Origin of the sequence: Micromonospora sp. MP36 (assembly GCF_008119785.1) — a bacterium.
Taxonomy (GTDB): domain Bacteria; phylum Actinomycetota; class Actinomycetes; order Mycobacteriales; family Micromonosporaceae; genus Micromonospora.
Map to the genome: position 1 here is coordinate 12,285 of NZ_VSFA01000009.1, position 22,671 is coordinate 34,955.

A 22,671-nucleotide genomic window follows, 5' to 3' on the forward strand; every position below is an offset into this window, starting at 1 on the left:
CACCCGGCGGTGCTGGCTGCGGCGACGCACACTGTGGGCATGGCAATTCCCCTCCCCCGCCCCGGCGCCGTCGTCGGCCTCACCCGTTCCGCCCTGGACCAGGCGCTCGGCTCGGCCGCCGCGTTCGCCGCCGTGCCGGCCCGCGCCTTCGCGGTGCTCGACGACGTGGAGGCGCTACTGCGGCGGATCAACGCGGTGGTCGACCGGATCGAGGGCACCCTCGACCGCACCGACCGGGTGCTCGCCGACGCGGAGACGGCGGTCAAGGAGGTCGCCGTGATCAGCGCCGCCGCCACCGAGGCCGTGGAGACCGCCACCGGAGTCGCCACCGCCGCCGCCGTGCTGGTCGGCGAGGCCGAGCGGGTGACCCGGGCGGCGGGCACGGTGGTCGCCGAGGCCGACGCGGTGGCCGGGCGGGCAGCCGGCACGGTGGTCGCGGCCGAGGCGGCGGCCGGCACCGCCGGTGAGCTGCTGGCGGCGTACGAGCCGGCGCTGCGGCGGGCCGCGCCGATGGCGGCCCGGTTCGTCGAGCAGCTCAGCCCGGAGGAGGTGACCGCCGCGATCCGGCTGGTCGACGAGCTGCCGAAGCTGAAGGAGCACCTGACCTCGGACGTCCTGCCGATCCTGGCCACCCTGGACCGGGTCGGCCCGGACCTGCACGACCTGCTCGCCGTCACCCGGGACCTGAAGCTGGCCGTCGCCGGCATCCCCGGCCTCAACATGCTGCGCCGGCGGGGCGAACGCCGCAGCGACGAGCCGGCCGATCGCGAGGGCGTGGCCGACTGAGCCGGGCCGCCCGCTGGAGCCGACCGGACGAGGCCGGGCGGACGGGTCAGCAGGCGCAGACGGCAGCGGCGCGGGGCGCGGTCAGCTCGTCCACCCGGCGGCGGACGGTCCCCTCCGGGGTGACCACCGGCAGGCCTTCCCGCGCCCAGTACTCGAAGCCGCCGATCATCTCCTTCACCGGCCAGCCCAGCCGGGCGAACTCCAGCGCCGACCGGGTGGCCCCGTTGCAGCCCGGCCCCCAGCAGTAGGTCACGACCGTCGATCCGGCCGGCACCAGCTCGGCGGCCCGGGCGGCTGTCTCGGCGGTGGGCAGGTGCACGGCGCCCGGCAGGTGGCCCTGCCGCCAGGCCGCGGCGCCCCGCGAGTCGACCACCACCAGGCCGGGCGTGCCCGCCTCCAGCGCCGTGTGCACGTCGCTGACGTCGGTCTCGAAGCTGAGCCGGGCGAGGAAGTGGGCGGCGGCGGTCGCCGGGTCGGCCGGCGGTACGGAGAACGTCATGCGGTGATCCTGCGGCCTGGGCGGGCAGTGGCGGGAGTGGCGTGATCGCCGTCCTCCGCTAACATCCCGCCATGGCTCCCGTGGACCGGACCGTGGCGGTGCTCGCGTACCCGGGGATGTCGGTCTTCGAGACCGGCATCGTGACCGAGGTCTTCGGGCTGCCCCGGCCCGAGCTGGAGGTCGACTGGTATCAACTCATCGTCTGCGCGGAACGTCCCGGGCCGGTGCCGGTCGTCGGCGGCGCCGCGCTGCACACCCCGTACGGGCTGGCGGCCCTCGCCGAGGCCGGCACGGTGATCGTGCCCGGGGTGCCGGACGTCACCGCCGACCCGTCGCCGGAGCTGGTGGCCGCGCTGCGCCGGGCGCACCGCCGGGGCGCCCGGCTCATGTCGATCTGTTCCGGCGCGTTCGCCCTCGCCGGCGCGGGTCTGCTCGACGGTCGGCGGGCCACCACCCACTGGCGGTACGCGGATCTGCTGGCCCGCCGTCACCCGGCGGTCACCGTCGACCCGGACATGCTCTACCTGGACGACGGCGACATCCTCACCAGCGCGGGCAGCGCCGCCGGGCTGGACCTCTGCGTGCACGTCGTCCGCCGCGACTTCGGCGCGGCGGTCGCCAACGCGGTGGCCCGCCGGCTGGTGATCCCGCCGCACCGCGACGGCGGCCAGGCCCAGTTCATCGAGGCGCCGGTGAGCGTCGACCCGGACGACGACCGGATCGCCGCCAGCGTGGCCTGGGCGGTCCACCACCTGGCCGAGCCGCTGACCGTGGCGGCGCTGGCCAGGCAGGCGCACATGTCGACCCGCAGCTACCTGCGACACTTCGCCCGGGCCACCGGTGTCAGCCCGATCCGCTGGCTGATCGACCAGCGGGTCCGGGCCAGCCTGCCCCTGCTGGAGACGACCGACGCGCCGGTGGCGGAGATCGCCACGGCGGTGGGTTTCGACAGTCCGGTCACCTACCGGCACCACTTCGGCCGGGCGATGCACACGTCGCCGTCGGCGTACCGGCGGGCGTTCCGGGCCGGCGCGGCGTAGCCGGTCAGGCGGGCGGGGAGTACAACTCGTCGATTTCCACTCGGCGGGGCAGCGCCACCCACGCGCCGAGCCGGCGTGCGCAGGCCGCCCCGGCCGCGGCTGCCCAGTGCACCGCGTCGAGCAGGTCCCGGCCCTCGCCCCAGCCCACGGCGAGGGCGGCGGTGAAGGCGTCCCCGGCGGCGGTCGAGTCCACCACGTCGACCTTCACCGCGGGGACGTGCACCGACGCGCCGTCCCGGTCGCCGTACCAGGCGCCGTCGGCGCCGAGGGTCAGCACCGCCCGGGGCACCAGCTCGAGCAGCGCGTCCGGCTCGTCCCGGCCCCGCCCGGTGAGGGCGTACGCCTCGGGCTCGTTGACCACCAGCAGGTCCACCGCGGCGAGCAGCTCCGCCGGCACCGGCCGGGCCGGCGCCGCGTTGAGCACGACCCGGGTGCCAGCCGCCCGGGCCGCGACCGCCGCCTCGGTCACCGTCTCGACCGGCACCTCCAGCTGCGCGACCAGCACGTCCGCCGCGCGTACGGCGTCCAGCTCGCCCTCGGTGAGGCCGGTGAACGCGCCGTTGGCGCCGGGGGTGACCAGAATGGCGTTCTCCCCCGCCCCGCCCACCATGACCAGGGCGACGCCGGAGGCCCCGTACACCACCCGGAGCTGGCCGGTGTCGACGCCGGCCGCGGTGATCCGGGCCTTGAGGGTGACCCCGAAGGCGTCCGAGCCGATCGCGCCGAGGAAGACGCAGGACGCGCCCGCGCGCACTGCGGCGATCGCCTGGTTGGCGCCCTTGCCGCCGGGCAGCATCACGAAGTCGCTGCCGAGCACGGTCTCGCCGGGGCGGGGCAGCGCGGCGGCGGTGCCGACCAGATCCATGTTGGCGCTGCCCACCACGGCGACCCGGGTCTGCGGCACGCTGCTCCCTCCTCCGCTCAGGCGGCGCGGGCGGTCCACCGATCGCCGACGCGCTGCACGACCAGCGGCAGGCCGAAGGTCTTCGACAGGTTGTCGGCGGTGAGCGTGTCGGCGAGCAGGCCCTGGGCCACCACCCCGCCCTCGCGCAGCAGCAGGGCGTGGGTGAAGCCGGGCGGGATCTCCTCGACGTGGTGGGTCACCAGCACCAGGGCCGGGGCGTCCGGGTCGTACGCCAGCTCGGCGAGCCGGGCGACCAGGTCCTCGCGCCCGCCCAGGTCGAGCCCGGCGGCCGGCTCGTCGAAGAGCAGCAGCTCCGGGTCGGTCATCAGGGCGCGGGCGATCTGCACGCGCTTGCGCTCCCCCTCCGACAGCGTGCCGTACGCCCGCTCGGCGAGGTGGGCGACGCCGAGCTGGCGCAGCAACGCCTGGGCGCGGATCTCGTCGGTGCGGTCGTAGCTCTCCCGCCAGCGGCCCACCACCGACCAGGCCGCGGTGACCACGACGTCGGTGACCCGCTCGTCGGCGGGGATCCGCTCGGCCAGGGTGGCGGTGGAGAGGCCGATCCGGGTGCGCAGCTCGTTGACGTCGGTGCGGCCGATCCGCTCGCCGAGGACGTGCACGGCGCCGGTGGTCGGGTGCAGCCGGCCGGCGGCCAGGTTGAGCAGGGTGCTCTTGCCGGCGCCGTTCGGGCCGAGCACCACCCAGCGTTCGTCCAGCTCGACCCGCCAGTCGACGTCGTGCAGCAGCGCGTTGCCGGAGCGCTTGACACCGACCCCGTCGAGGCTGACCACCAGATCCAGGTCATCAGTCACCGGTCCATCCAACCACGCGGCCCGCGAGGTGCCCCCCACGGGCGGGGTCGCCGCCATAGGGTGGGGCACCGTGTCGTTGGTCACCACACCCGGAGGATGGTTCATGCCCGACACCTTCCAGGAGCCGCGGGGATGACCGCGGTCATCGAGATCGCCGGTCTCCACAAGGCGTTCCACTCGCTGCGCCAGGGGCGCCGGGTCGCCGTCGACGGCTTCGACCTGCTGGTCGAGTCGGGGCAGATCCACGGCTTCCTCGGGCCGAACGGCTCGGGCAAGACCACCACGCTCCGCGCCCTGCTCGGGCTGGTCCGGGCCGACGGCGGCCGGATGAGCGTGCTCGGGGCGAGTTCCCCGGAGCGGCTGCCGGAGGTGTCCGGGCGGGTCGGCGCGATCGTGGAGAGCCCGCAGTTCTTCGGCAACTTCACTGCCCGGCGCACGCTGCGGCTGCTCGCCGTGGCCGGGGGCGTGCCCACCAGCCGGGTGGACGAGGTGCTGGAGCAGGTCGGCCTGCGGGACCGGAGCGAGGAGCGGGTCAAGGGCTACTCGCTGGGCATGAAGCAGCGGCTGGCGGTCGCGTCGGCGCTGCTCAAGAACCCGGAGCTGCTGATCCTCGACGAGCCGGCCAACGGGCTGGACCCGGCCGGCATCCGGGAGATGCGGGACCTGATGCGCTCCCTCGCCGCGTCCGGGGTGACCGTGCTGCTGTCCAGCCACATCCTGGCCGAGATCCAGCTGATCTGCGACCACGTGACGATCATCAGCCGGGGCCGGCGGGTGGCGTACGGGCGGGTGGACGAGGTGCTGGCCGGCTTCGACCAGCACGAGTGGCAGGTCCGGGTGGCCGAGCCGGAGCGGGCCGTGGAGCTGCTGGCCGAGGCTGGCATGGCGGTCACCGTCCACCCGGAGCACCTGGTGGTGGCCGGGGTGGACGAGCCGGAGCTGATCACTCGCACGCTGGGCGAGCAGGGTCTCTGGGTGCGCGAGCTGATCCCGCTGCGCCCCGATCTGGAGAGCGTCTTCCTGGAGCTGACCGGGACCACCCCGCACCCGGCGGTGCCCCGGCAGGTGGACGGGTCGGTTCGCCCAGCCGGCCACCCGGACGACGTGGTGATCGATCTGGACGCGCGCGAGAACCAGGAGGTGGACGCGTGAACCTGGTCCGTGCCGAGCTGGAGCGGCTGACCGCCCGCCGCTTCGTGCAACTGATGGTGGTGCTGCTGCTGGTCGCCTTCGCGGTGACCGCCGCGACCACGCTGGCCGGCTCGCACAAGCCCTCGACGGAGGAGCTGAGTCGGGCCCGGACGCAGGCCGCGGAGCAGATCGCGCAGCTGGAGGCGACGCACGACCGGTGCCTGGCCATCAAGGCCGGGACGGTGCAACCGGAGGAGCACGACTACGTGCCCAAGGACTGCGCCGAGGTGGACCCGGCGCGGATGGAGAAGCTGCCGACCACGGCGGACTACCTCAGCGGGGTGTTCGTCTTCGCCACCGAAGCGAAGCCGCTGCTCTACTTCCTGGTCGCGTTCCTGGTGCTGTTCGGCTTCCTGGTCGGGGCCTCCTACATCGGCGCCGACCTGAACTCGGGCGGCGTGGTCAACCTGCTGTTGTGGCGGCCGCGCCGGTGGGCGGTGCTCGGCGCCAAGCTCGGCACGCTGCTCGGCGGGCTGCTGGTGTTCTCCGCGGTGGCCTCGGCGGCGTACCTGACGGTGTTCTGGCTGATCGGCCAGACGGTCGGGCATCCCGGCCTGGTGAACGGATCGTTCTGGGCGTCGCTGGGTGCCCAGCACGGGCGGGGGATGGTGCTGGTGCTGCTCGCCGCGGCGATCGGCTTCGCCATCGCGACGCTGGGCCGGCACACCGCCGCGGCGCTCGGCACGGTGGCCGCGTACGTGGTGGTGTGGGAGTTGGGCGCGCGGCTGGTGCTGCAGATCCTTGACGCGGCCCGGCCGGACCGGTGGATGCTCTCGAGCTACCTGGGCGCCTGGCTCAGCGGTGAGGTCGAGTTCTGGGACAACCACGCCTGCCAGGGTGACACCGCCGGCTTCTGCGAGGGCTTGTACACGTTGACCTGGCGGCCCGGGCTGGCGGTGCTGCTCGGGTTGGCGGTGGTGCTGGTCGGGGCCGCGTTCGCCGCGTTCCGCCGCCGGGACCTGATCTGAGTCGGCCGGTGCGGACCCGGCGGCGGGGCCGCACCGGCAACTCCTTGCAGACGCTCGCCAGCTGGTGAAGAATTCCTTCACATGGCGGGGTGGGCGACGACGAGCGGAAGGTCAGCCGACCGTCGAGCCGAACACCTCGTCGCGCACCGCGTCCAGCGCGGTGCGCAGCGCGCCGCGCAGGATCGGCTCCTCGGTGAGCCCGGTGGCGACCACCCGCGGCCGGACCAGGGTGATCGCGGCGACCTCGTGCTGCACCCGCTCGGCCAGCGCCGCCCCACCCGCCTGGCCCACGTCGCCGGCGAGCACCACCAGCGGCGGGTCGAGCACCACGCAGGTGCTGGCCACCCCGAGCGCGAGCCGGCGGGCCAGCTCGTCCAGCATCGGTCCGCCGGTCGTGCCGGCGGCGATGGCGGCGCGTACCGCGTCGGCCGCGCAGGCGGCGGCGAAGCCGTGCTCGGCGGCCACCGCGCGGACCGCGTCGGCGCCCGCGAGCTGCTGGAACGCCGGCTTGGCCCGCTTGGAGACGTCCCGCGGAATGGGTACGCCGGGCACCGGCAGGTAGCCGATCTCGCCGGCCGCGCCACTGCTGCCGTGGTGCAGCCGGCCACCGAGCATGATCGCCAGGCCGACGCCCGCGCCCACCCAGACCAGGACGAAGTCCGAGACGCCCTGCGCCGCGCCGGACTGGGCCTCGGCGACGGCGGCCAGGTTGACGTCGTTCTCGAAGACCACCGGGGTGTGCAGGTCCTCGCGGAGCGCGGCGAGCAGGCCACGGTGCCAGCGCGGCAGGTTGAACGCGAAGGTGATGTCGCCGGTGCCCGGGTCCACCAGGCCGGGGGTGCCGAGCACGACCCGCCGTACGCTCGACAGCTCCGCGCTGGCGCTGCTTGCCGCCTCGACCACCGCGTTGTGCACCACACCCACCGGGTCGTCGGTGTCCTTCGTCGACTGCTCGACCCGGCCGATCACTGCGCCGGTGATGTCGGCGCACGCCGCCACCACGCGCTCGGCGTCTACGTCGACGCCCACCACGTACGCGCTGCCTGGGCGGACCGCGTAGAGCTGGGCGTTCGGGCCCCGCCCGCCGGCCTGCTCGCCGACCCGGGTGACCAGACCGCGCTCCTCCAGCCGCTCCACGAGCTGGGACGCGGTCACCTTGGAGAGCCCGGTCAGCTCGCCGAGCCGGGCCCGGGTGAGCGGCCCGCGTTCGAGGAGCAGTTCCAGCGCCGCGCGGTCGTTGAGCGCCCGCAACAGGCGGGGGGTGCCGGGCAGCCGGGTCGCACTCATGCCAGGTCCTCTATTTTCAGTAAAGTTTGCTAACCACAAAAGTCCTGCCGAGGGTGTCCGCTAGCGTATCGGCCACCCCGATCCGGAGTCGTCGGACGACCCGGCAGGGAAAGGGGAGACTCGTGGGCCTGGATCCAGGACTTCGCCGGCTGGCGCTGGGCACGTTGCTGGCCGCGTACCCCGGCCCGGTCCCGCCCGACTGGGCGGTGGACCTGCTCGCCGAGGGACTCGCCGGACACACCCTCTTCGGCACCAACATCCACGACCCGGCCCAGGTGGCGGCGACCACCGTCGAACTGCGGGCCGGCCGCCCGGACGCGATCATCGCGATCGACGAGGAGGGCGGCGACGTCACCCGGCTGGCCCACGCCACCGGCAGCCCGTACCCGGGCAACGCGGCGCTCGGCGCGGTCGACGACGCGACGCTGACCCGGCAGGTGTACGCGGCGATCGGCGCCGAACTGGCCGCGCTCGGCATCACCCTCGACCTGGCGCCGACCGTCGACGTGAACACCGCCGACGAGAACCCGGTGATCGGGACCCGCTCGTTCGGCGCCGACCCGGTCCGGGTGGCCGCCCACTCGGCGGCGGCGGTGACCGGCCTGCAGTCCGTCGGGGTCGCCGCCTGCGCCAAGCACTTCCCCGGCCACGGCGCGACCGTCGCCGACTCGCACTACGAACTGCCCACCGTCGACGTGCCCCCGGCGGTGCTGCGCGAGCGGGACCTGCCGCCGTTCGCCGCGGTGGTCGACGCCGGAGTACGCGCCATCATGACCGCGCACATCCGGGTGCCGGCGCTGACCGGCGACGGTCCGGCCACCTTCAGCCGGGCGGTCCTGGTCGACCTCCTGCGCCACGAGTACGGCTTCACCGGCACGGTGATCACCGACGCGCTGGAGATGAAGGGGGCGGCGCTGGCCGCCGGCGGGGTCGGTCCGGCCGCCGTACGCGCCCTGGCCGCCGGGGCGGACCTGCTCTGCATCGGCGCGAAGGTGGACGCCGACCTGGTGGAACGGGTGGTCGAGGAGATCGTCGGGGCGCTCGGCGACGGCCGGCTGGACCGGGCCCGGGTCGAGGAGGCGGCCGGCCGGGCCGCCGAACTGGCCGCCTGGACCGGCGCCGCCGGCACGCCGACCCCCGGCCCGGACGGCCTCGGCTACGCCGCCGCGCTGCGCGCGGTACGCGTCGAGGGCGACGTCACCGGCCTGACCGCGCCGCTGGTGGTGCAGGTGCACGCCGCCTCCACCATCGCCGAAGGGCGGGTGCCGTGGGGCCTCGGGCCGCACCTCGCCCGAGCCGAGGAGGTCCGCGCCGTCGCGGGCGAGACCGACCCGGAGGAGCTGCGCCGGCAGGCCGGAGACCGGCCCATCGTGCTGGTCGGCCGCCACCTGCACCGACTGCCCGGAGCGCGGGAACTGGTCGAGGCGCTGGCCGCCGCGCACCCGGTGACCGTGGTGGAGATGGGCTGGCCGGGGGCCTGGCGGCCCGTCGGCGCCCGCGCTTTCGTCACCACCTACGGCGCCAGCCACGCCAACGGCCGGGCGGCGGCGGAGGTGCTCGGGCTGATCGGCTGAGCCGGCCCCACCGCAGCGGTGGGGGCTCGGCCTGGCCGGCTGAGCCGCCTCACCGCAGCGGTCGTCGCCGAGCGCGGACCGGGCCCGCTGCTCGGTCCGTGAGCACCACCAGGCTGACCAGACGCGCCAACTGCCACCGCAACTGCGATGTCGCCCCCGCCCGGCGCCGCGCCGCCGCGTCGGCGCAGCCGGGATCGAGCGTCGTCGTGTCGGGCGACCCACGTGGCGTGGCCGCCGCCTCCGCGGTTCGCGGGCGCCAGCCCGATGAGCGTTCGTGGGGCGACGCGCCACCCCGGCCACCAGCAGCCCGAGGGCGAGCACGCCGGCCGCCGGTCGGGTCCCTGCTCGGCCCCTACAGACCTGATGGCGTGAACGATTCAGCCCGGTCGCCGTGGCCGAGTCGTTCACGCCATCAGCTCGACAGGGCCCGACGAGGACAACCTCCGTCGGGCCGATGCGTTCACGTCATCAAGTTCGTAGCGCCGCGACAGGAACCCCGCTGACGGATTGGTTCCGCTTCGCCGGCCGCCCGCTCCGGCGCGGCCGGCGACCCGTCCCCGCGGCCGGGCCCTGGTATCACCCTCTCTTGAACGCGTTCAAATTCTGTCGTACGCTGAGCGCGACCTCGATTTGAACGCGTTCAAGAAGGGCGACGAGATGGACGTGAAGGTCTGGATGTACCTGGCCTACCTCGCGGTCAGCATCGGTCTGACCATCTGGGTGGCCCGGGCGCTGTCCCGCAACGGGCTGGTCTTCCTGGAAGACGTCTTCGCCGACAAGCGGCTGGCGGACGCGGTCAACAGCCTGCTGGTGGTCGGCTTCTACCTGCTCAACCTCGGCTACGTGACGGTGGCGATGAAGGAGGCCGACGCGGTGGGCACCACCAGCCAGGCGCTGGAGGAACTGTCCATGAAGGTGGGCTGGGTGCTGCTGGTCCTCGGCGCGCTGCACTTCTTCAACGTCTTCGCGCTCGGCCGGTACCGGCGCGGCCGGCTCCGCCAGCAGCAGGCCGCCGCCCACCCGCCGCTCGCCCCGGTGGGCTACCTGCCCGCCCAGCCCGGCGCCCGGCCGGTCAACCCCGCCACCCCGATGCCCCAGACCACCCCGATGCCCCAGACCGGCCCGATGCCCCAGACCGGCCCGATGCCCCAGACCGGCCCGGCGCCCCAGACCAGCCCGACGCCGCCCACCGGGCCCACGCCACCGGCCGGCCCGACGCCTCCGGTGCGATGACGCTCCTGCCGAGCGGGCAACCGGCGGATCCCACCGGGCACGGGGCCGGTGGGATCCGCTGGTTCACCGTCCTCTACGACGCGCACTGCCCACTCTGCCGGGCCGCCCGGCAGTGGCTCGCGTCGCGCGCTCAGCTCGTACCCCTGGAGTTCGTGCCGGCCGGCTCGGCGGAGGCCCGGCGGCGCTTCCCTGGGCTGGACCACGACGCGACCCTGCGGGACCTGACCGTGGTGGCCGACACCGGCGCGGTGTACGCGGGCGACGGCGCCTGGTTCGCCTGCCTCTGGGCACTGGCCGACCATCGCCGGACGGCGGACCGGCTGGCCCGCCGCGACCTGCTGCCGCTGGCCCGGCGGGTGGTGGCGACCGCCTCCTCGGTACGCGAACTGGTCCGCCAGCCCTGGCCGGACCCGGGATACGGTGACGACGATGACCGAGCAGACTGCGGCGACGACCGGTGCGGATGGCCCGACCACCGGAGCGACGGCCCGGGGTGAGCAGACCCGGCAGCTGATCCTGGAGACCGCGATGCGGCTGTTCCGGGAGCGGGGCTACGCCCGCACCACCATGCGCGCGATCGCCCAGGAGGCCGGCGTGGCGGTGGGCAACGCCTACTACTACTTCGGCTCCAAGGAACACCTGATCCAGGAGTTCTACACGGGCACCCAGCACGAGCACCGGGCGGCGGCCGCGCCGGTGCTCGCCCGGGAGCGGGACTTCGCCGCCCGGCTGGCCGGGGTGCTGCACGCCGGCGTGGACGTGCTGACGCCGTACCACTCGTTCGCCGCCACCTTCTTCAAGACGGCGGCGGAGCCGACCTCGCCACTCAGCCCGTTCTCGGCGGAGTCGTCGGAGCCCCGGGAGGCGTCGATCGCGCTCTTCCGCGAGGTGGTGGAGGGCTCCACCGCCCGGGTGGACGCCGAACTACGGCCGGCGCTGCCGGAGCTGCTCTGGCTCGCGTACATGGGTGTGGTGCTCTACTGGGTGCACGACCGCTCGCCGGGGCAGCTGAAGACGCGGCAGCTGATCGACGGCGCCGTGCCGCTGGTCGACCGGCTGGTCGGGCTGTCCCGACTGCGCGTGCTGCGTCCGGTGACCCGCCAGGTGCTCACCCTCATCCACACCCTGCGTCACTGACCCGCCGAGGCGGCCCGCCCGGAGTAAACCCGCAGGTCAAGTCCACTACCGGACAGCACCGAACCGCCGATCACCACTTGCTCCGGCACCTCGCCGACACTTAGCGTTACCCATGACGGGACCTGGGAGGAGAGGCTGCGGACCGTGGATCCGGCCCGGGATCCACGGTCCGCGCCCACCCGCGCGCCGGGCTCACCGGTCAGCGGGGGAAGACGCCGTACGAGGTCCAGCCCCGGTCCGGGAAGCCGGCCGCCTCGGCCACCCGCGCCGAGGCGTGGTTGTCGAAGTTGTGCAGGTAGGTGGGCACCGCCCCCTCGTCGAGCACCCGCCGGGCCGCCTGCGCCACCAGCCGCCGGGCCAGGCCCCGGCCCCGGGCGCCCGGCACCGTGCCGACGGCCAGCTCGTGCCCGTACGCGTCGTGCCGCTTGATCCCCGCGCCGGCCAGGTAACGGCCGCCGGCGTCGCGGACCACCAGTACCTCCTGGTCGAAGAGCCGCAGCCAGGGCGGCAGACCGGGCGCGGTCGGCGGGATCCACTCGCCGGCGTCGGGCAGCGGCGCCGGGGCGGTGCTCCACCGGAACCGGCCGGCGTGGGTGGTGAACTCCGGCAGCCCGACCGCCGCCGGCAGGGCCGGCAGCAGCTCCTCGACCGACCGCGCGGGCACCAGGGCCCGGACCGCCGGAACCCGGTCGGGTGGCACCGAGAGGATCGCGCAGTCGGGCGACGCGACCGCGAGGGCCGGCCGCAGCCGCCCGTCCCAGGCCGGCCGGGCCCGGCGGTGTGAGCGGACCACGTGCAGCCCGGGGCCGGCCGGCCACTGCCCCAGCCAGGTCGCCAGGTGCAGGAACAACCGCCGGTCCAGCACCGGGGCCACACCTCCTCGCCCGGCCGCACGCCCTGTCGTGATCACGGTACGCCCGGCCGATCCGTTCGTAAGGAACCCGCAATAGATCGACTACCCGACCCGTCGATACGCTGGCCCGACGACGGGAGGTACGCGGTGGCGCAGCGGGTGCTCGTGGTCGACGACGATCGGACGGTCGCCGACGTGGTCTGCCGGTACCTGGAGCACGCGGGCTACGCGGTGAGCCACGTCGGGGACGGGGCGAGCGCGCTCGCCTCGGTGGCCCGGCAGCCGCCGCAGCTGGTGGTGCTCGACCTGATGCTGCCGGTGCTGGACGGGCTGGAGGTGTGCCGACGGCTGCGGGAGCGGCCGGACGACGTACCGATCGTCATGTTGACCGCGCGTGGCGACGAGGCGGACCGGATCCTCGGCCTGCAACTGGGCGCGGACGACTACCTGAGCAAGCCGTTCTCCCCCCGGGAGTTGGTGCTGCGGGTCCGCTCGGTGCTGCGGCGGGCCGGCGGTGAGCCGGTCGACGTACCCCCGGAGGTGCTGGCCGACGACGGCCTGGTGGTGGACACCGGGCCCCGGGTGGCCCGGCTGCACGGCCGGGAGCTGACCCTGACGCTGCGGGAGTTCGACCTGCTGGTGCACCTGATGCGGCATCCGGCGCGCGCGTTCCGCCGGGCCGAGCTGCTGGAGCGGGTGTGGGGGTGGAGCTTCGGCGACCAGTCCACGGTGACGGTCCACGTGCGACGGCTGCGGGAGAAGATCGAGGCGGATCCGGCGAACCCGCGCCGGATCGTCACCGTCTGGGGCGTCGGCTACCGGTACGAGTCGGGCGATGCGTGACCTGGCGCTGATCTTCGGGGTGGCGCTGCTCGCGGCGCTCGGCGTCGGGCTGGTCGGCGCGGTCGCCCTGCGGCTGCTGCGCGGCCGGTCGATCACCGGGCACATCGTCGTGCTGCTGGCCGTCACGGTGGGGGCGGTGGTCGCCGGGGTAGCGGTGGTCGCCGAGGCGATGTTCCTCTCCCCGCACGACCTGGAGGTGGTGTTGATCACCGTCTCGGCTGCGGCGGTGGTGAGCCTCGCGGTCGGCTGGCTCTTCGGCCGCCGGCTGGCCGCCGCGGCGGTGTGGGCGGATCAGGCGCGGGAGCGGGAACGGCGGATCGAGAAGGGCCGCCGGGACCTGGTCGCCTGGGTCTCGCACGACCTGCGCACCCCGCTCGCTGGGCTGCGGGCGATGGCCGAGGCGCTGGAGGACGGGGTGGTCGGCGACCCGGAGACGGTGGCCGAGTACCACCGCCGGATCCGGGTGGAGACCGACCGGATGACCCGGCTGGTGGACGACCTGTTCGAACTCTCCCGGATCAACGCGGGCGCGCTGCGGCTGTCGCTGTCCGCGGTGCCGCTCGGCGACGTGGTCTCGGACGCCCTGGCCAGCACCGCGCCGCTGGCCGCCGCCCGGCGGATCCGGCTGGTGGCCGCCGAGTCGGGGTGGCCGACGGTGACCGCGAGCGAGCCGGAGTTGGCCCGGGTGGTGGGCAATCTGCTGCTCAACGCGGTCCGCTACACCCCGGACGACGGCACCGTCCGGGTGGATGCCGGCGGCGACTCCGACACCGCGTGGCTGGCGGTGACGGACACCTGCGGCGGCATCCCCGAGGCGGACCTGCCCCGCCTGTTCGACGTGGCGTTCCGGGGCGAACCGGCGCGTACCCCGCGCCCGGGCAACGGCGCTGTCGAGGCGACGGGCGGGCTGGGGCTGGCCATCGTCCGTGGGTTGGTTGACGCGCACGGCGGGCGGGTAGACGTACAGAACGTCGCCGGCGGCTGCCGATTCATCGTCCGGCTCCCGGCGGCGGGAACCTGACGCATCGGCGCTGCGTCATATCCATTTCCATGCATGTACAAATTTCTTTGGGACGGTAATGGTCATGCCGAATCAGCCGAATGACCGGTACCAGCAGGACACTGAGCGCAGCTGGCCGGCGGACGGGCCGGCCGGGCAGTTTCCGGCGCAGCCCGCGTACCGGGAGGCGCGGAGCGGTGGGCGGCTCTCCTGGGCCCAGCTGAACGCGCTGCCGGCCGGCGCCTCGACCCGGCACGGCCTCAACACCCGCTGACGTCCCACCGGCGGACGGGGGCGAAAGCGACGACACACCCGGGCGCTCCACCCGGGCTCTTCGCACATGTGTGCGGTAGCGTCTTGTGGTCCGAAATCCCGGTCTACGACAGGAGAAGCTCCGCGCATGGGCAAGAAGACGATCCACGTCTCCGACTTCAGTGGCACGGTGCTGGGCGCCGACGACGAGGTGGTCAAGGTCGTCGTGCTGGAGCACCCTGACCTGGTCGCCGGGCCCGTGCAGCTGGACGCCACCCCGGTCGAGGTGGAGAGCATCGACGACGCGGCGCTGGACGTGGCCGTGGTGGAGATCCACGACAGGCACGGCGGCGGCGAGCCGCGCCGGGTGGTGCTGACCGCCAGCGAGTTCGACGCGATGGCCACCGACGTGCCCATGGCGCAGCTCCTGCGTACCGCCGAGCGGGTCAAGCCGCCGAAGGCTCGGCGGAGCGCGGAGAAGATCGACTACGGCACCCTCGAGCACGCCGGGAAGCCGCATCGCGGCCGGGTCACCGAGGAGGAGGCGCGGCTGGTGCGCGAGCGCCTCGACGAGGTCAACAAGCGCCTGGCCGACGCCGGCATCCGCCAGATCGACCCGGCCGACCCGGAGCACGCCGAGCGGTACGGCTTCCCCACCGCCGGCTGACGTCGCCGGACCGGCCGGGTACGCGTCGCGTGCCCGGCCGGCGGTGCCACCCGGCCGACCGCCGACCCATGCCCGCGCCGGCGGTCAGCGCTGCCGCGTGATCTCGGCCAGAGCGGCGGCGACCGCCGTCTCGATGGCACCCTTCTCCAGCCCGAGGCCGGTCAGCACCCCGTCGCCGTCCTCCTCCTCGAGCAGGGCGAGCAGGATGTGCTCGGTGCCGATGTAGTTGTGGCCGAGCCGCAGCGCCTCCCGGAAGGTGAGCTCCAGGACCTTCTTGCCGCGGGCACCGTAGGGGATCAGGTCGGGGACCTGGTCGACTTTCGCCGGCAGGGCCGCGGTGACGACCTCCCGCAGCCGCTCCAGGGGTACGCCCTGCGCCGCGATCACCTGGGCCGCCAGCCCGTCCGGCTCGGCGAGCAGGCCGAGTGCCAGGTGCTCGGGGCCGATCTCGGCGTTGCCGGCGGTGCGGGCCTCCTGCTGGGAGGACATCACCACGTTGCGCGCCCGGGAGGTGAAGCGGCCGAACCCGGCGTTCGGGTCGAGCGCGGCGGCCGTCTCGGCCTTCGCGACGGACCGCTTCTGGGCGGCCTGCTTGCTGACCCCCATGCTGCGGCCGATCTCCGTCCAGGAGGCGCCCGAGCGCCGGGCCTGGTCCACGAAGTGCCCGATCAGGTGGTCGGCGATGTCGCCCAGGTGGTCGGCGACCAGGACGGCGTCGGCGAGCTGGTCCAGCGCGTCGGTGTGCGCCTTCTTGATGCCTTCGATCAGGTCGTCGAGGCGTACGGGGTGGGTCATCTTCAAGGGCTCCGTCATGCGTCAACCATAGGTTGACGCATCCTGGTCGTCAACCACCGGTTGACGGCCGTCGTGGCGCGTCAGCGGTGCGCTACGACCACACCGCGAGTTCGTTCAGCTCGGTTATCTCCTGACCGCTCTGCTGGGACAGCCGAACGTATCTGGCGCTGGTCCCGGTCGGCAGGGTGACTTTGAGGAAGCGCACTCGGCGGGCCTCCGCCCGCGGCGACCAGGTGGTTCCGTCGTCGCTCGTTTCGATCACGACCGGGCTCGACACGGACAGGCCATGCGCGAACACCGCCGCGACCGGACGTCGAGCGCCGAGGTCGACCTGGAGAAACGTGTTGGACCGGCAGGCTCTGGCCGATCGGGTCGCCGGCGGAGTTGGCGGAGCGCCGGAGGGACCCGTTTCCTGGCATCCCTGGTGGCGATAGGACTGTCCGTAGGCGCCGTCGGTCAGGGAACACGGCACGAGGGGTGTCGCCCGGCCTCGCTGGTCGGCGACCGCGCACTCCTCGTCACGTGATCGGGGCGGTCCGAGAGCCCCGACCAGCCTGACCCGCTGACTGTCCTGGCGGGTGGTGTATTTCGTGCCGTTGTCCTCGATCTCGGCGGTCGCGGTGACGTAGAGGTAGCCGCGAAGGTCCCCGATTGCCCGCGCGTCCAACGCTTGGCCCGGCCGCACGCCCTCGGCCACCCACACCACATCACCGGCCTCGTCGTCAGTGATCGCCGTGGCCGTGTACTGCGGGGATTTCCGACCCTGCTGGGTCGGGCGGTCGGCCCACCTCACGCTGACCTTGCTGGGGTCCGGACGGACGGCCAGGTCCGCCGGCTCCCAGAAGGCGAGGGTGGGTACGGCGAGCTCGGTGCGCTGGATCTTGAATCGGGCATGTACGGCGGGCCGGCCCGCCGTCTCGCCGGGGAGTTGGGCACTGAGTGCCATTGTCGACGCGGTACCGAACGTGCCCTGGGTATCTCGACCGGTGAGCCGGAACATGTAGGTGCCAGTGCTGTCGGTCTTCGCCTTCCGGGCGCCCTTGCACACTTCCACGGCGCGAGCGAGGCACAGCAGGCCAAGACTGGTGACCGTGGCCAGGACGCCACCGACGACCTCCGCCGCGTCCGGCTCCTTGTACAGCACGACGCTCACCCCGGCCGCCGGGGCACCATCGGCTCGGGTCAGCCGCCCGGAGACGGTCACCTCGGCGTCGTCCGGCACCTTGCTGGCCGTACAACCCGCGACGAGCAGGGCAACCAGTGCGAGAGGTGCGACCACCCGGCGGCGAAGACGAGTGGGACGGGATGCTCGCATGACGGAACCATATAGTTAAATGCGCTTCCTTCGCTCTTGCCGCACAGCGGTCCGGTGACGGCGATGCGATGAGGCACGGCAGGATGAGACGGGCCCCGCACGGCCGCCCTGGATGATGCATGCTGGCTCCGTGGTTGCAGGCGCTCCTCTGGAACGAGTTGATCCCATGGCAGGACCTCCCCGCCCCGAGGAGGCACAGGACGCCGCGGAGCTGGTGGCGGCGCTACGCCGGTTGCGGTTGTGGTCCGGGCTGACGTACCGCCAGCTGGAGCGTAAGGCGGCGGCGGTTGGTGCGGTGCTGCCGAGCAGCACGGTCGCCACCGCCCTGGGTCGCCCCACACTGCCCCGCGAACAACTTGTCGAGACGCTGGTCAGGGCCTGCGGTCGCGGCGACGCCGAGGTGGACCGCTGGCTCGCCGCACGCAAGCGCATCGCGATGCTGGACGAGGGCACCCCACAAGCGGACGCCCAGACCGTGGCGCTGGAGCCGACAGAGTCCGGGGCTGCTCTCTCGTCGACGCCTTCCGAACCTGGCCTGCCGCGCGCCCGCCGACCACGTAAGCCGGTGCTGTTGACGCTTGTCGGGGGCCTGTTCCTGGCCGGACTAGGCGCCAGCGGGTACGCGCTGTCCACCGATAACGACAGGCCGGCGACCGCGCGGACGCCGGCTGCGGAGGTCGCGGCGCCTGGGCTGGGCCCACCCATCGGCGATGCCGGTAGTTTCGTCCAGATCCGGGCGGCGCGAGCCCCCGAGTTGTGCCTCAGCGAAGGGCGCGACGAGCGGGACCGCTACCCGAACGCGGTCGCCGCCCTCCGACCCTGCCCGGCCGCGCCCCCTCGCACATTCCTCGAACCGATCAGCGCCGAACTGGTGTTCATCAAGTGGCACAGCCCCACGGAGGGCATCGGCTGCCTCACGCTGCTGACCGACGGCGTCGCCGCGGACATGCTCGAGCCGTGGAACGACTGCAGCGAAGCCCGCCTCCAACAGCTGTTCCGGTTCGAGCGGCTCGACCGGGATCCGGCCGACCATTACCGCCTACGGTCCGCGTACACCGGGCGGTGCATCGGATTGCTCGACGGCACCGCCATGGCGGGCGCGACCGTGGTGCAGGAAGACTGCACTGAAGGGCCGGAGCAGCAGTTCCTGATCGACCTGTTGCCACCTGCCTGAGCCCGGGCCGGCACTGCCGGCCAGGGCCGCGATCAACCGCACCTGCTGGTGTAGCCGGACCTGCTGTAGGACCTGCCATCGCTCAACGTGACCGTCACGGTCCAACTGGCCCCGCTACCGCCGACGAACTCCCAGCCTGACCTGCTCGGGAAGTTACCGGTGAAGGAGCGCCCGCTTGTGCTCAGCGAAACGGTGCCCGACGGCGATCCATAGCTGGGGTCGACACCGCTTGCGGAGTACGACACGTACGCGCTGCTGATGTTCAGCGGCGTATCCGCGATGCTGCCGCTGACATAGACCCCCCAACCGCCTGGATGGCCGGTTGCCTCACAGAAGCCGGAGGCGCTGACCACGGGGGTCGGCGGCGGCACCGGCGGACTCCCCTTGATCTGCCCGACCTCGCTGGCTGCGGCGGCATGATCCAGGACGTGCACGTCGTCGGCCTCGCCCTTCCACCAGTACATCGGCGCCCGATAGCCGCCGCCGAACTCGCGGCCGACGATGAATGCCCGGTCGGCGAACCAGGTCGCCCGGTAGCTGGTCGATCCCACCAGTGAACCGTTGACATAGAGCTTCAAGGTTCCGGCCGAATGGTCATACACCCCCGCCAGGTGGGTCCACACGCCTGCCTGCGGACTGCCGCCGCGGGCAGCGGCGTACTCGTCGCTGGTCAGGTTGTCCTGTTTGGCCATGCGGAACGACCACGCGTTCGCGCTCTTGTCATAGAGCAGGCTGAACCCGCTGTCGTTGATCCCATCCTGGCTCAGCAGTGCGGCGGAGGCGTTCAGGTTGTCCAGGCGCCCCCAGCCCGCGACGGTGAAGCTACGACCCGCAGGTACGACCGGTCCGCCGGTTCGGCCATGCGCTCCGTCGTAGACCCAGTCCGGTCTGGTCTGCCCCTCCAGGCGCAGTGCCTTGCCGGACGGGACGTCGATCCGGCTCGCCCGCTCGACCAAGGCCAGCGTGTGGTCGTTGTCGCTCATGTCGGCCGCCAGCGTGCCGCTGGGCTCGTCGAAGGTCCACCGTGCGTTGGGACCCCACTTGGGCCAGTCCATCCACGTCTTGATCTCAGGGGCGGACAATGCCTGTTGCGTCACGTGGACATCGTCGATCGTTCCAGGCCAGGTGCCGACCCGGAAACCCTCGTCCTGCCAGCGCCCGAACACCAGCGAGCTGACGGCGGGTTGGGGGCCGGCGAACGGCGCGGTCCCGCTGAGCCGGCCGTTGACGTAGAGCCGGATCTGTCCTGCGGCCTGGTCGTACACGCCGGCCAGGTGGGTCCAGACACCGACCTGCTCCGCGATGTCGCTCTGGACCCAGGCGGGCTGACTACCAGCGACACGATCGTCGGGAGTGTCGGCGGCATTCACCGCGAACACCCACCCGTTGGGCATATCCCAGCCGCGGGAGACGCCGAGCTTGAACCGGCTGTCCCAGCGGCCGTCCTGGCTGACCGCGATGTACTGGTCCTGCGCTGGCAGCCGGTCGAGTTTGACCCAGGCGGAAACCGTGTAGCTGGCGTTGGGTTCGATCACCGGACCGTCCGTGTGCGCCCAGCCACCGGCGAATCCGGCCCCACCGCCGTGCCGAGCGCTCGTCCACCCGGCCTGGGAGTACAGCACCGCGGTGTGGCGATTTCCGGAGCTGTCGACCGCGGCGATGCCGCTGCTCTCATCGAGTCGCCAGTGCCCTTCGCTGCCGGGCTGCTCCAGCCAGCCCATGTCATTGCGGATCATCGCCTCCGACACGGCCGTGTCGAAGACAGTCACCTCGTCGAGGTCGCCGATCCACGCCGGGCTGTCCTGCAACGGCCCGATCCGGAAGGGGCCGCTGGCCGTCCACGGGGTGGTGAATGGCACGGCGCCGCTGAGCCTGCCGTTGACGTACAAGCGGATCTGGCCGGAGGCTGGGTCGTGCACTCCGGCCAGGTGGGTCCACACGCCAACCTGTGCGAGGGTGCCGGAGGCCGCGACGACTTCCGGAGCGTCGGCCGCCTCGCCCGTTCGCAGGGCGAACTGCCAGCGCTTGCCGCGTTTCTGGTATCGCAGGGCGAACCCGTTGCCGGAATGGCCGACGATGTCGAGTGCCTCATCGTTGTCGACGTCGTCGGACAGCAGTCGTACCCACGCCATGACGGTGAAGCTCTGCGCCGTGTCGACCGCGCTGTGCGCGGCCACGCCCCCGGCGCCGGGCGTGCCGTCCAGGTGTACGCCCTGCCCGGCGTAGCCGTCCACCCATGACACCCCGGGATTGAGCGTCAACGTACCGTCGGCGCCGGTCTTGGCCTCGTCGGATGCCGTGTTTCCCGGGGTGTCGGTGAAGTGCAGGTCGACGACTGCCGGCAGCTCGTTGACGCGGAACTGGTATCGCGGGTTCCTCGGGCCTCGTTTGCCCGCGGCGTCTACGCACCACACCCATATCTCGTATGTCATCGACAGTCCGCCGACCAGCGGCCGGTAGGACAGCGAGGCGGCGGCACCCGGTGACGGGGCCATGACGCGTCCCTGTACCGGGGTCTGCTTGGGCACCCGGATCTCGTAGTCGTACCCGGCCACGTCCGGGTCCCCACTTGCGCCAAAAGTGAACTGGCCGACCTGGTCGACCCGGATGCCGTATTGCCCGGACCTGACCGGGAGAAAGTGCGGTGACGTGACGGTCGGCGCCGTGGTCGGGCCGGTGACATCCACGGTGAACGGGCACCACGGGCTGTACGGGCCCGTGTCGACGCTGTCGCTCGCCCGCGCCCGCCACTCGTACCGGCCACCGTCGACCAGCACCCCCTCGGGCATGGCGTCGTACACGTACGTGCCGGGCACGGTCCGCGGTGGGGTGTGGAACGGCGACGCGGCACCGGCCGTGCGGATCTCGAAATCGATGCCGTGGCGGTCGCCGGTGTCGGCGTCAGCGACCGTCACCGACAGCTCGGGGGCCAGCGTGGTGACCCACATCGCCGGTGTGCCGGCGCATCCGGGCATGGTCGTGGTCGGCTGCACGACGGGTGCTTCCGGCACCGAGTTGTACACCACACCGATGCCGGGCACCTTGTGGGCGTAGCGGGCGTCGTTTTCGAAGACCTTGCCGCCCACGCCGGCCTCGTCGGCCGCGAGTGCCAGGGTGACGTGCTGCCATGACTGCGCGGCGGCCGTGGTGACCAGCGAGGTGGCGTCGAACTCGGCCAGCGGCGTCCCCGGGCAGGCCTCGTGGCCGGCCTTGATGGTGGTGACCGGGGCACCCACCTGGGAGATCTTGTTCGGCGCGTTGCTCCAGGTGGTACCGGAGTTGATCGTGCCGGTGTGCCACAGATAGACCGGTTCGGCGGCGCAGCTGTGGGAGTACAGCAGCGTGGCCCGGAAGGTCGCGCTGATGATGTGCTTGCCGGCGGCGAACGAGGTGTCGAGCTCGAAGTAGGAGCGCCATCGGCCGCCGGCGGGGTCGGCCGGGTCGATACCCACCTGCGCGTGCCATGACGTGTCGTAGTAGCTCTGGTTGGGCAACGCCGACCACACCATCGCCCAGTGCGGGCGAGGCGTCGGCACCTCGGGATCCAGGTGCAGCGGGTAGACCAGGTCCGGGTCGGACAGCACCGCTGGATCCGGGACGACGGTCAGGCTGTCCCGGCCGACCGCCACCTTCATGGGATGCTTGCGGGCCCGCGGCGACGAGTCCCACATGAAGGCGGGCAGCCGGTCGCCGGTCAGCGTCCAGTTCTCGGTACGCAGGCCGAACCGGATCCGCGACACGGCCGGGTGCCGTGCGGCCCCGGGCGTGTGCACCACCAGCTTCTCCGTGAACCCGGTGGGCGTGGCGGTGACGACGAGGTCGACCCCGGGCAGCACGGCCGGATACGTCGCGGAGTCGCCGGCCAGGCGCGGCCCGGGGAGGCGGCCAGGCCAGCTCAGCTCGACCCGCCGGGCGCTGTCGGTGAGGCTGGCGAGCGGGCCGTCACCGCCGGTGGAGAAGCGTACGTCCGCGGGGGACGCCTTCGGTGCGATGAACCCGCCCGCCTGCCGCGTCAGGGTGGTGTCGATGGGTGCCCAGCCGTTGCCCCGCCTGACCCGTACGGGGCTCGTCTTCACCTCGGCGTACATGGTGCCGTCGGGGCGGGCGAAGACCTGCCTGGTCGGGGTGGTCAGCGCGGTCACTTCCACCGGGCGGCCGGTGCGGCGGGCGGCCGCCAGACCGACGGCCTCCCCGACCGGGCCCGGTTCCTGGCCCGCGGCCGGCTCGCGGGCCGGAGGGGATACGGCGGGCGCGGTGCCGCCGGATCCAGGGACGGTAAGGATGCCCAGGACAACGAGACCCGACAGGGCCGCCGCCACACCACGTTTCACGACGCGCCGC

Annotated in this window: 21 protein-coding genes; 13 read left to right on the forward strand and 8 right to left on the reverse strand. The window is 73.2% G+C overall.

Annotation, left to right across the window (positions count from 1 at the left end; all coding sequences use genetic code 11):
- The first annotated feature begins 39 nt into the window (after positions 1–39).
- The gene (locus FXF52_RS10800) at positions 40–786 is read left to right on the forward strand and encodes a hypothetical protein (RefSeq protein ID WP_148796031.1); all 747 of its coding nucleotides are present in this window, start codon (positions 40–42) and stop codon (positions 784–786) included.
- Between the two features lie 46 nt (positions 787–832).
- On the opposite strand, the gene FXF52_RS10805 is transcribed toward FXF52_RS10800, so the two are convergent.
- Positions 833–1,285 (reverse strand): rhodanese-like domain-containing protein, encoded by a 453-nt coding sequence (locus tag FXF52_RS10805; RefSeq protein WP_148796033.1) that lies wholly within the window; start codon positions 1,283–1,285, stop codon positions 833–835.
- Between the two features lie 71 nt (positions 1,286–1,356).
- Between FXF52_RS10805 and ftrA the strand changes: the two genes are divergently transcribed.
- Positions 1,357–2,325: a transcriptional regulator FtrA gene (ftrA, locus tag FXF52_RS10810; protein WP_187413436.1), complete on the forward strand. Its 969-nt coding sequence runs from the start codon at positions 1,357–1,359 to the stop codon at positions 2,323–2,325.
- 4 nt (positions 2,326–2,329) lie between these two features.
- Here ftrA and FXF52_RS10815 read toward each other — a convergent pair whose 3' ends face one another.
- Together FXF52_RS10815 and FXF52_RS10820 are read right to left on the reverse strand one after the other, a co-directional pair.
- Positions 2,330–3,229, reverse strand: coding sequence for a ribokinase (locus FXF52_RS10815; protein ID WP_148796035.1), 900 nt, complete (start codon positions 3,227–3,229; stop codon positions 2,330–2,332).
- Positions 3,230–3,246: 17 nt separating this feature from the next.
- Positions 3,247–4,146 carry an ABC transporter ATP-binding protein gene (locus FXF52_RS10820; RefSeq protein WP_370517931.1) on the reverse strand — a complete coding sequence of 300 codons (900 nt, stop codon included), beginning with the start codon at positions 4,144–4,146 and terminating at the stop codon, positions 3,247–3,249.
- Between the two features lie 27 nt (positions 4,147–4,173).
- Here FXF52_RS10820 and FXF52_RS10825 point away from each other — a divergent pair, with 27 nt between their 5' ends.
- Entirely contained in the window at positions 4,174–5,193 is a 1,020-nt protein-coding gene (locus FXF52_RS10825; protein ID WP_148796037.1) for an ABC transporter ATP-binding protein, read from the forward strand.
- The gene (locus tag FXF52_RS10830) at positions 5,190–6,200 is read left to right on the forward strand and encodes an ABC transporter permease subunit (protein ID WP_148796039.1); all 1,011 of its coding nucleotides are present in this window, start codon (positions 5,190–5,192) and stop codon (positions 6,198–6,200) included. The genes FXF52_RS10825 and FXF52_RS10830 overlap by 4 nt, the downstream gene beginning before the upstream one ends.
- A 111-nt stretch (positions 6,201–6,311) precedes the next feature.
- Here the strand turns inward: FXF52_RS10830 and FXF52_RS10835 are convergent, their stop codons facing one another.
- Positions 6,312–7,487, reverse strand: a complete 1,176-nt coding sequence (locus FXF52_RS10835) for an ROK family transcriptional regulator (RefSeq protein WP_148796041.1) — start codon at positions 7,485–7,487, stop codon at positions 6,312–6,314.
- Positions 7,488–7,609: 122 nt separating this feature from the next.
- Between FXF52_RS10835 and FXF52_RS10840 the strand changes: the two genes are divergently transcribed.
- From FXF52_RS10840 to FXF52_RS10855, 4 genes are all read left to right on the forward strand, one after another.
- The gene (locus FXF52_RS10840; RefSeq protein ID WP_148796043.1) at positions 7,610–9,061 is read left to right on the forward strand and encodes a glycoside hydrolase family 3 protein; all 1,452 of its coding nucleotides are present in this window, start codon (positions 7,610–7,612) and stop codon (positions 9,059–9,061) included.
- 657 nt (positions 9,062–9,718) lie between these two features.
- Positions 9,719–10,294: a hypothetical protein gene (locus FXF52_RS10845; protein ID WP_255471842.1), complete on the forward strand. Its 576-nt coding sequence runs from the start codon at positions 9,719–9,721 to the stop codon at positions 10,292–10,294.
- Complete coding sequence (locus FXF52_RS10850; protein WP_148796044.1) at positions 10,291–10,791, forward strand: thiol-disulfide oxidoreductase DCC family protein; 501 nt, start codon at positions 10,291–10,293, stop codon at positions 10,789–10,791. Before FXF52_RS10845 ends, FXF52_RS10850 begins: the two co-directional genes overlap by 4 nt.
- Entirely contained in the window at positions 10,724–11,431 is a 708-nt protein-coding gene (locus tag FXF52_RS10855) for a TetR family transcriptional regulator (protein WP_148796046.1), read from the forward strand. Before FXF52_RS10850 ends, FXF52_RS10855 begins: the two co-directional genes overlap by 68 nt.
- A 199-nt stretch (positions 11,432–11,630) precedes the next feature.
- On the opposite strand, the gene FXF52_RS10860 is transcribed toward FXF52_RS10855, so the two are convergent.
- On the reverse strand, positions 11,631–12,296 hold the full coding sequence (locus tag FXF52_RS10860; protein ID WP_148796048.1) for a GNAT family N-acetyltransferase: 666 nt from the start codon (positions 12,294–12,296) through the stop codon (positions 11,631–11,633).
- A 135-nt stretch (positions 12,297–12,431) separates the two neighbouring features.
- Here FXF52_RS10860 and FXF52_RS10865 point away from each other — a divergent pair, with 135 nt between their 5' ends.
- The 4 genes from FXF52_RS10865 to FXF52_RS10880 all read left to right on the forward strand — a co-directional run bounded on the left by FXF52_RS10865 (position 12,432) and on the right by FXF52_RS10880 (position 15,046).
- The gene (locus FXF52_RS10865; RefSeq protein ID WP_148796051.1) at positions 12,432–13,127 is read left to right on the forward strand and encodes a response regulator transcription factor; all 696 of its coding nucleotides are present in this window, start codon (positions 12,432–12,434) and stop codon (positions 13,125–13,127) included.
- A complete protein-coding gene (locus tag FXF52_RS10870) occupies positions 13,120–14,148 on the forward strand; it encodes a sensor histidine kinase KdpD (protein WP_148796053.1) in 1,029 nt (342 codons plus the stop codon). The genes FXF52_RS10865 and FXF52_RS10870 overlap by 8 nt, the downstream gene beginning before the upstream one ends.
- A 64-nt stretch (positions 14,149–14,212) precedes the next feature.
- Entirely contained in the window at positions 14,213–14,401 is a 189-nt protein-coding gene (locus FXF52_RS10875) for a DNA repair protein (protein ID WP_148796055.1), read from the forward strand.
- A 126-nt stretch (positions 14,402–14,527) separates the two neighbouring features.
- Positions 14,528–15,046 carry a hypothetical protein gene (locus tag FXF52_RS10880; RefSeq protein WP_148796057.1) on the forward strand — a complete coding sequence of 173 codons (519 nt, stop codon included), beginning with the start codon at positions 14,528–14,530 and terminating at the stop codon, positions 15,044–15,046.
- An 84-nt stretch (positions 15,047–15,130) separates the two neighbouring features.
- Here FXF52_RS10880 and FXF52_RS10885 read toward each other — a convergent pair whose 3' ends face one another.
- Both FXF52_RS10885 and FXF52_RS41570 read right to left on the reverse strand, forming a co-directional pair.
- Positions 15,131–15,859, reverse strand: coding sequence for a Clp protease N-terminal domain-containing protein (locus tag FXF52_RS10885; RefSeq protein ID WP_148796059.1), 729 nt, complete (start codon positions 15,857–15,859; stop codon positions 15,131–15,133).
- Positions 15,860–15,932: 73 nt separating this feature from the next.
- The gene (locus FXF52_RS41570) at positions 15,933–17,156 is read right to left on the reverse strand and encodes a discoidin domain-containing protein (protein WP_187413437.1); all 1,224 of its coding nucleotides are present in this window, start codon (positions 17,154–17,156) and stop codon (positions 15,933–15,935) included.
- Positions 17,157–17,322: 166 nt separating this feature from the next.
- Between FXF52_RS41570 and FXF52_RS10895 the strand changes: the two genes are divergently transcribed.
- Complete coding sequence (locus tag FXF52_RS10895) at positions 17,323–18,330, forward strand: XRE family transcriptional regulator (protein ID WP_148796061.1); 1,008 nt, start codon at positions 17,323–17,325, stop codon at positions 18,328–18,330.
- Between the two features lie 32 nt (positions 18,331–18,362).
- Here the strand turns inward: FXF52_RS10895 and FXF52_RS10900 are convergent, their stop codons facing one another.
- Positions 18,363–22,661, reverse strand: coding sequence for a LamG-like jellyroll fold domain-containing protein (locus FXF52_RS10900; RefSeq protein WP_148796063.1), 4,299 nt, complete (start codon positions 22,659–22,661; stop codon positions 18,363–18,365).
- Between the last annotated feature and the right edge of the window lie 10 nt (positions 22,662–22,671).

Excerpts from the sequence above, each read along its gene's own strand:
- FXF52_RS10800 (WP_148796031.1), top strand. The coding sequence starts at position 40 with ATGGCAATTCCCCTCCCCCGCCCCGGCGCCGTCGTCGGCCTCACCCGT.
- FXF52_RS10805 (WP_148796033.1), bottom strand. The coding sequence starts at position 1,285 with ATGACGTTCTCCGTACCGCCGGCCGACCCGGCGACCGCCGCCGCCCAC.
- ftrA (WP_187413436.1), top strand. The coding sequence starts at position 1,357 with ATGGCTCCCGTGGACCGGACCGTGGCGGTGCTCGCGTACCCGGGGATG.
- FXF52_RS10820 (WP_370517931.1), bottom strand. The coding sequence starts at position 4,146 with ATGAACCATCCTCCGGGTGTGGTGACCAACGACACGGTGCCCCACCCT.
- FXF52_RS10825 (WP_148796037.1), top strand. The coding sequence starts at position 4,174 with ATGACCGCGGTCATCGAGATCGCCGGTCTCCACAAGGCGTTCCACTCG.
- FXF52_RS10835 (WP_148796041.1), bottom strand. The coding sequence starts at position 7,487 with ATGAGTGCGACCCGGCTGCCCGGCACCCCCCGCCTGTTGCGGGCGCTC.
- FXF52_RS10845 (WP_255471842.1), top strand. The coding sequence starts at position 9,719 with ATGGACGTGAAGGTCTGGATGTACCTGGCCTACCTCGCGGTCAGCATC.
- FXF52_RS10850 (WP_148796044.1), top strand. The coding sequence starts at position 10,291 with ATGACGCTCCTGCCGAGCGGGCAACCGGCGGATCCCACCGGGCACGGG.
- FXF52_RS10855 (WP_148796046.1), top strand. The coding sequence starts at position 10,724 with ATGACCGAGCAGACTGCGGCGACGACCGGTGCGGATGGCCCGACCACC.
- FXF52_RS10870 (WP_148796053.1), top strand. The coding sequence starts at position 13,120 with ATGCGTGACCTGGCGCTGATCTTCGGGGTGGCGCTGCTCGCGGCGCTC.
- FXF52_RS10875 (WP_148796055.1), top strand. The coding sequence starts at position 14,213 with ATGCCGAATCAGCCGAATGACCGGTACCAGCAGGACACTGAGCGCAGC.
- FXF52_RS10880 (WP_148796057.1), top strand. The coding sequence starts at position 14,528 with ATGGGCAAGAAGACGATCCACGTCTCCGACTTCAGTGGCACGGTGCTG.
- FXF52_RS10885 (WP_148796059.1), bottom strand. The coding sequence starts at position 15,859 with ATGACGGAGCCCTTGAAGATGACCCACCCCGTACGCCTCGACGACCTG.
- FXF52_RS41570 (WP_187413437.1), bottom strand. The coding sequence starts at position 17,156 with ATGCGAGCATCCCGTCCCACTCGTCTTCGCCGCCGGGTGGTCGCACCT.
- FXF52_RS10895 (WP_148796061.1), top strand. The coding sequence starts at position 17,323 with ATGGCAGGACCTCCCCGCCCCGAGGAGGCACAGGACGCCGCGGAGCTG.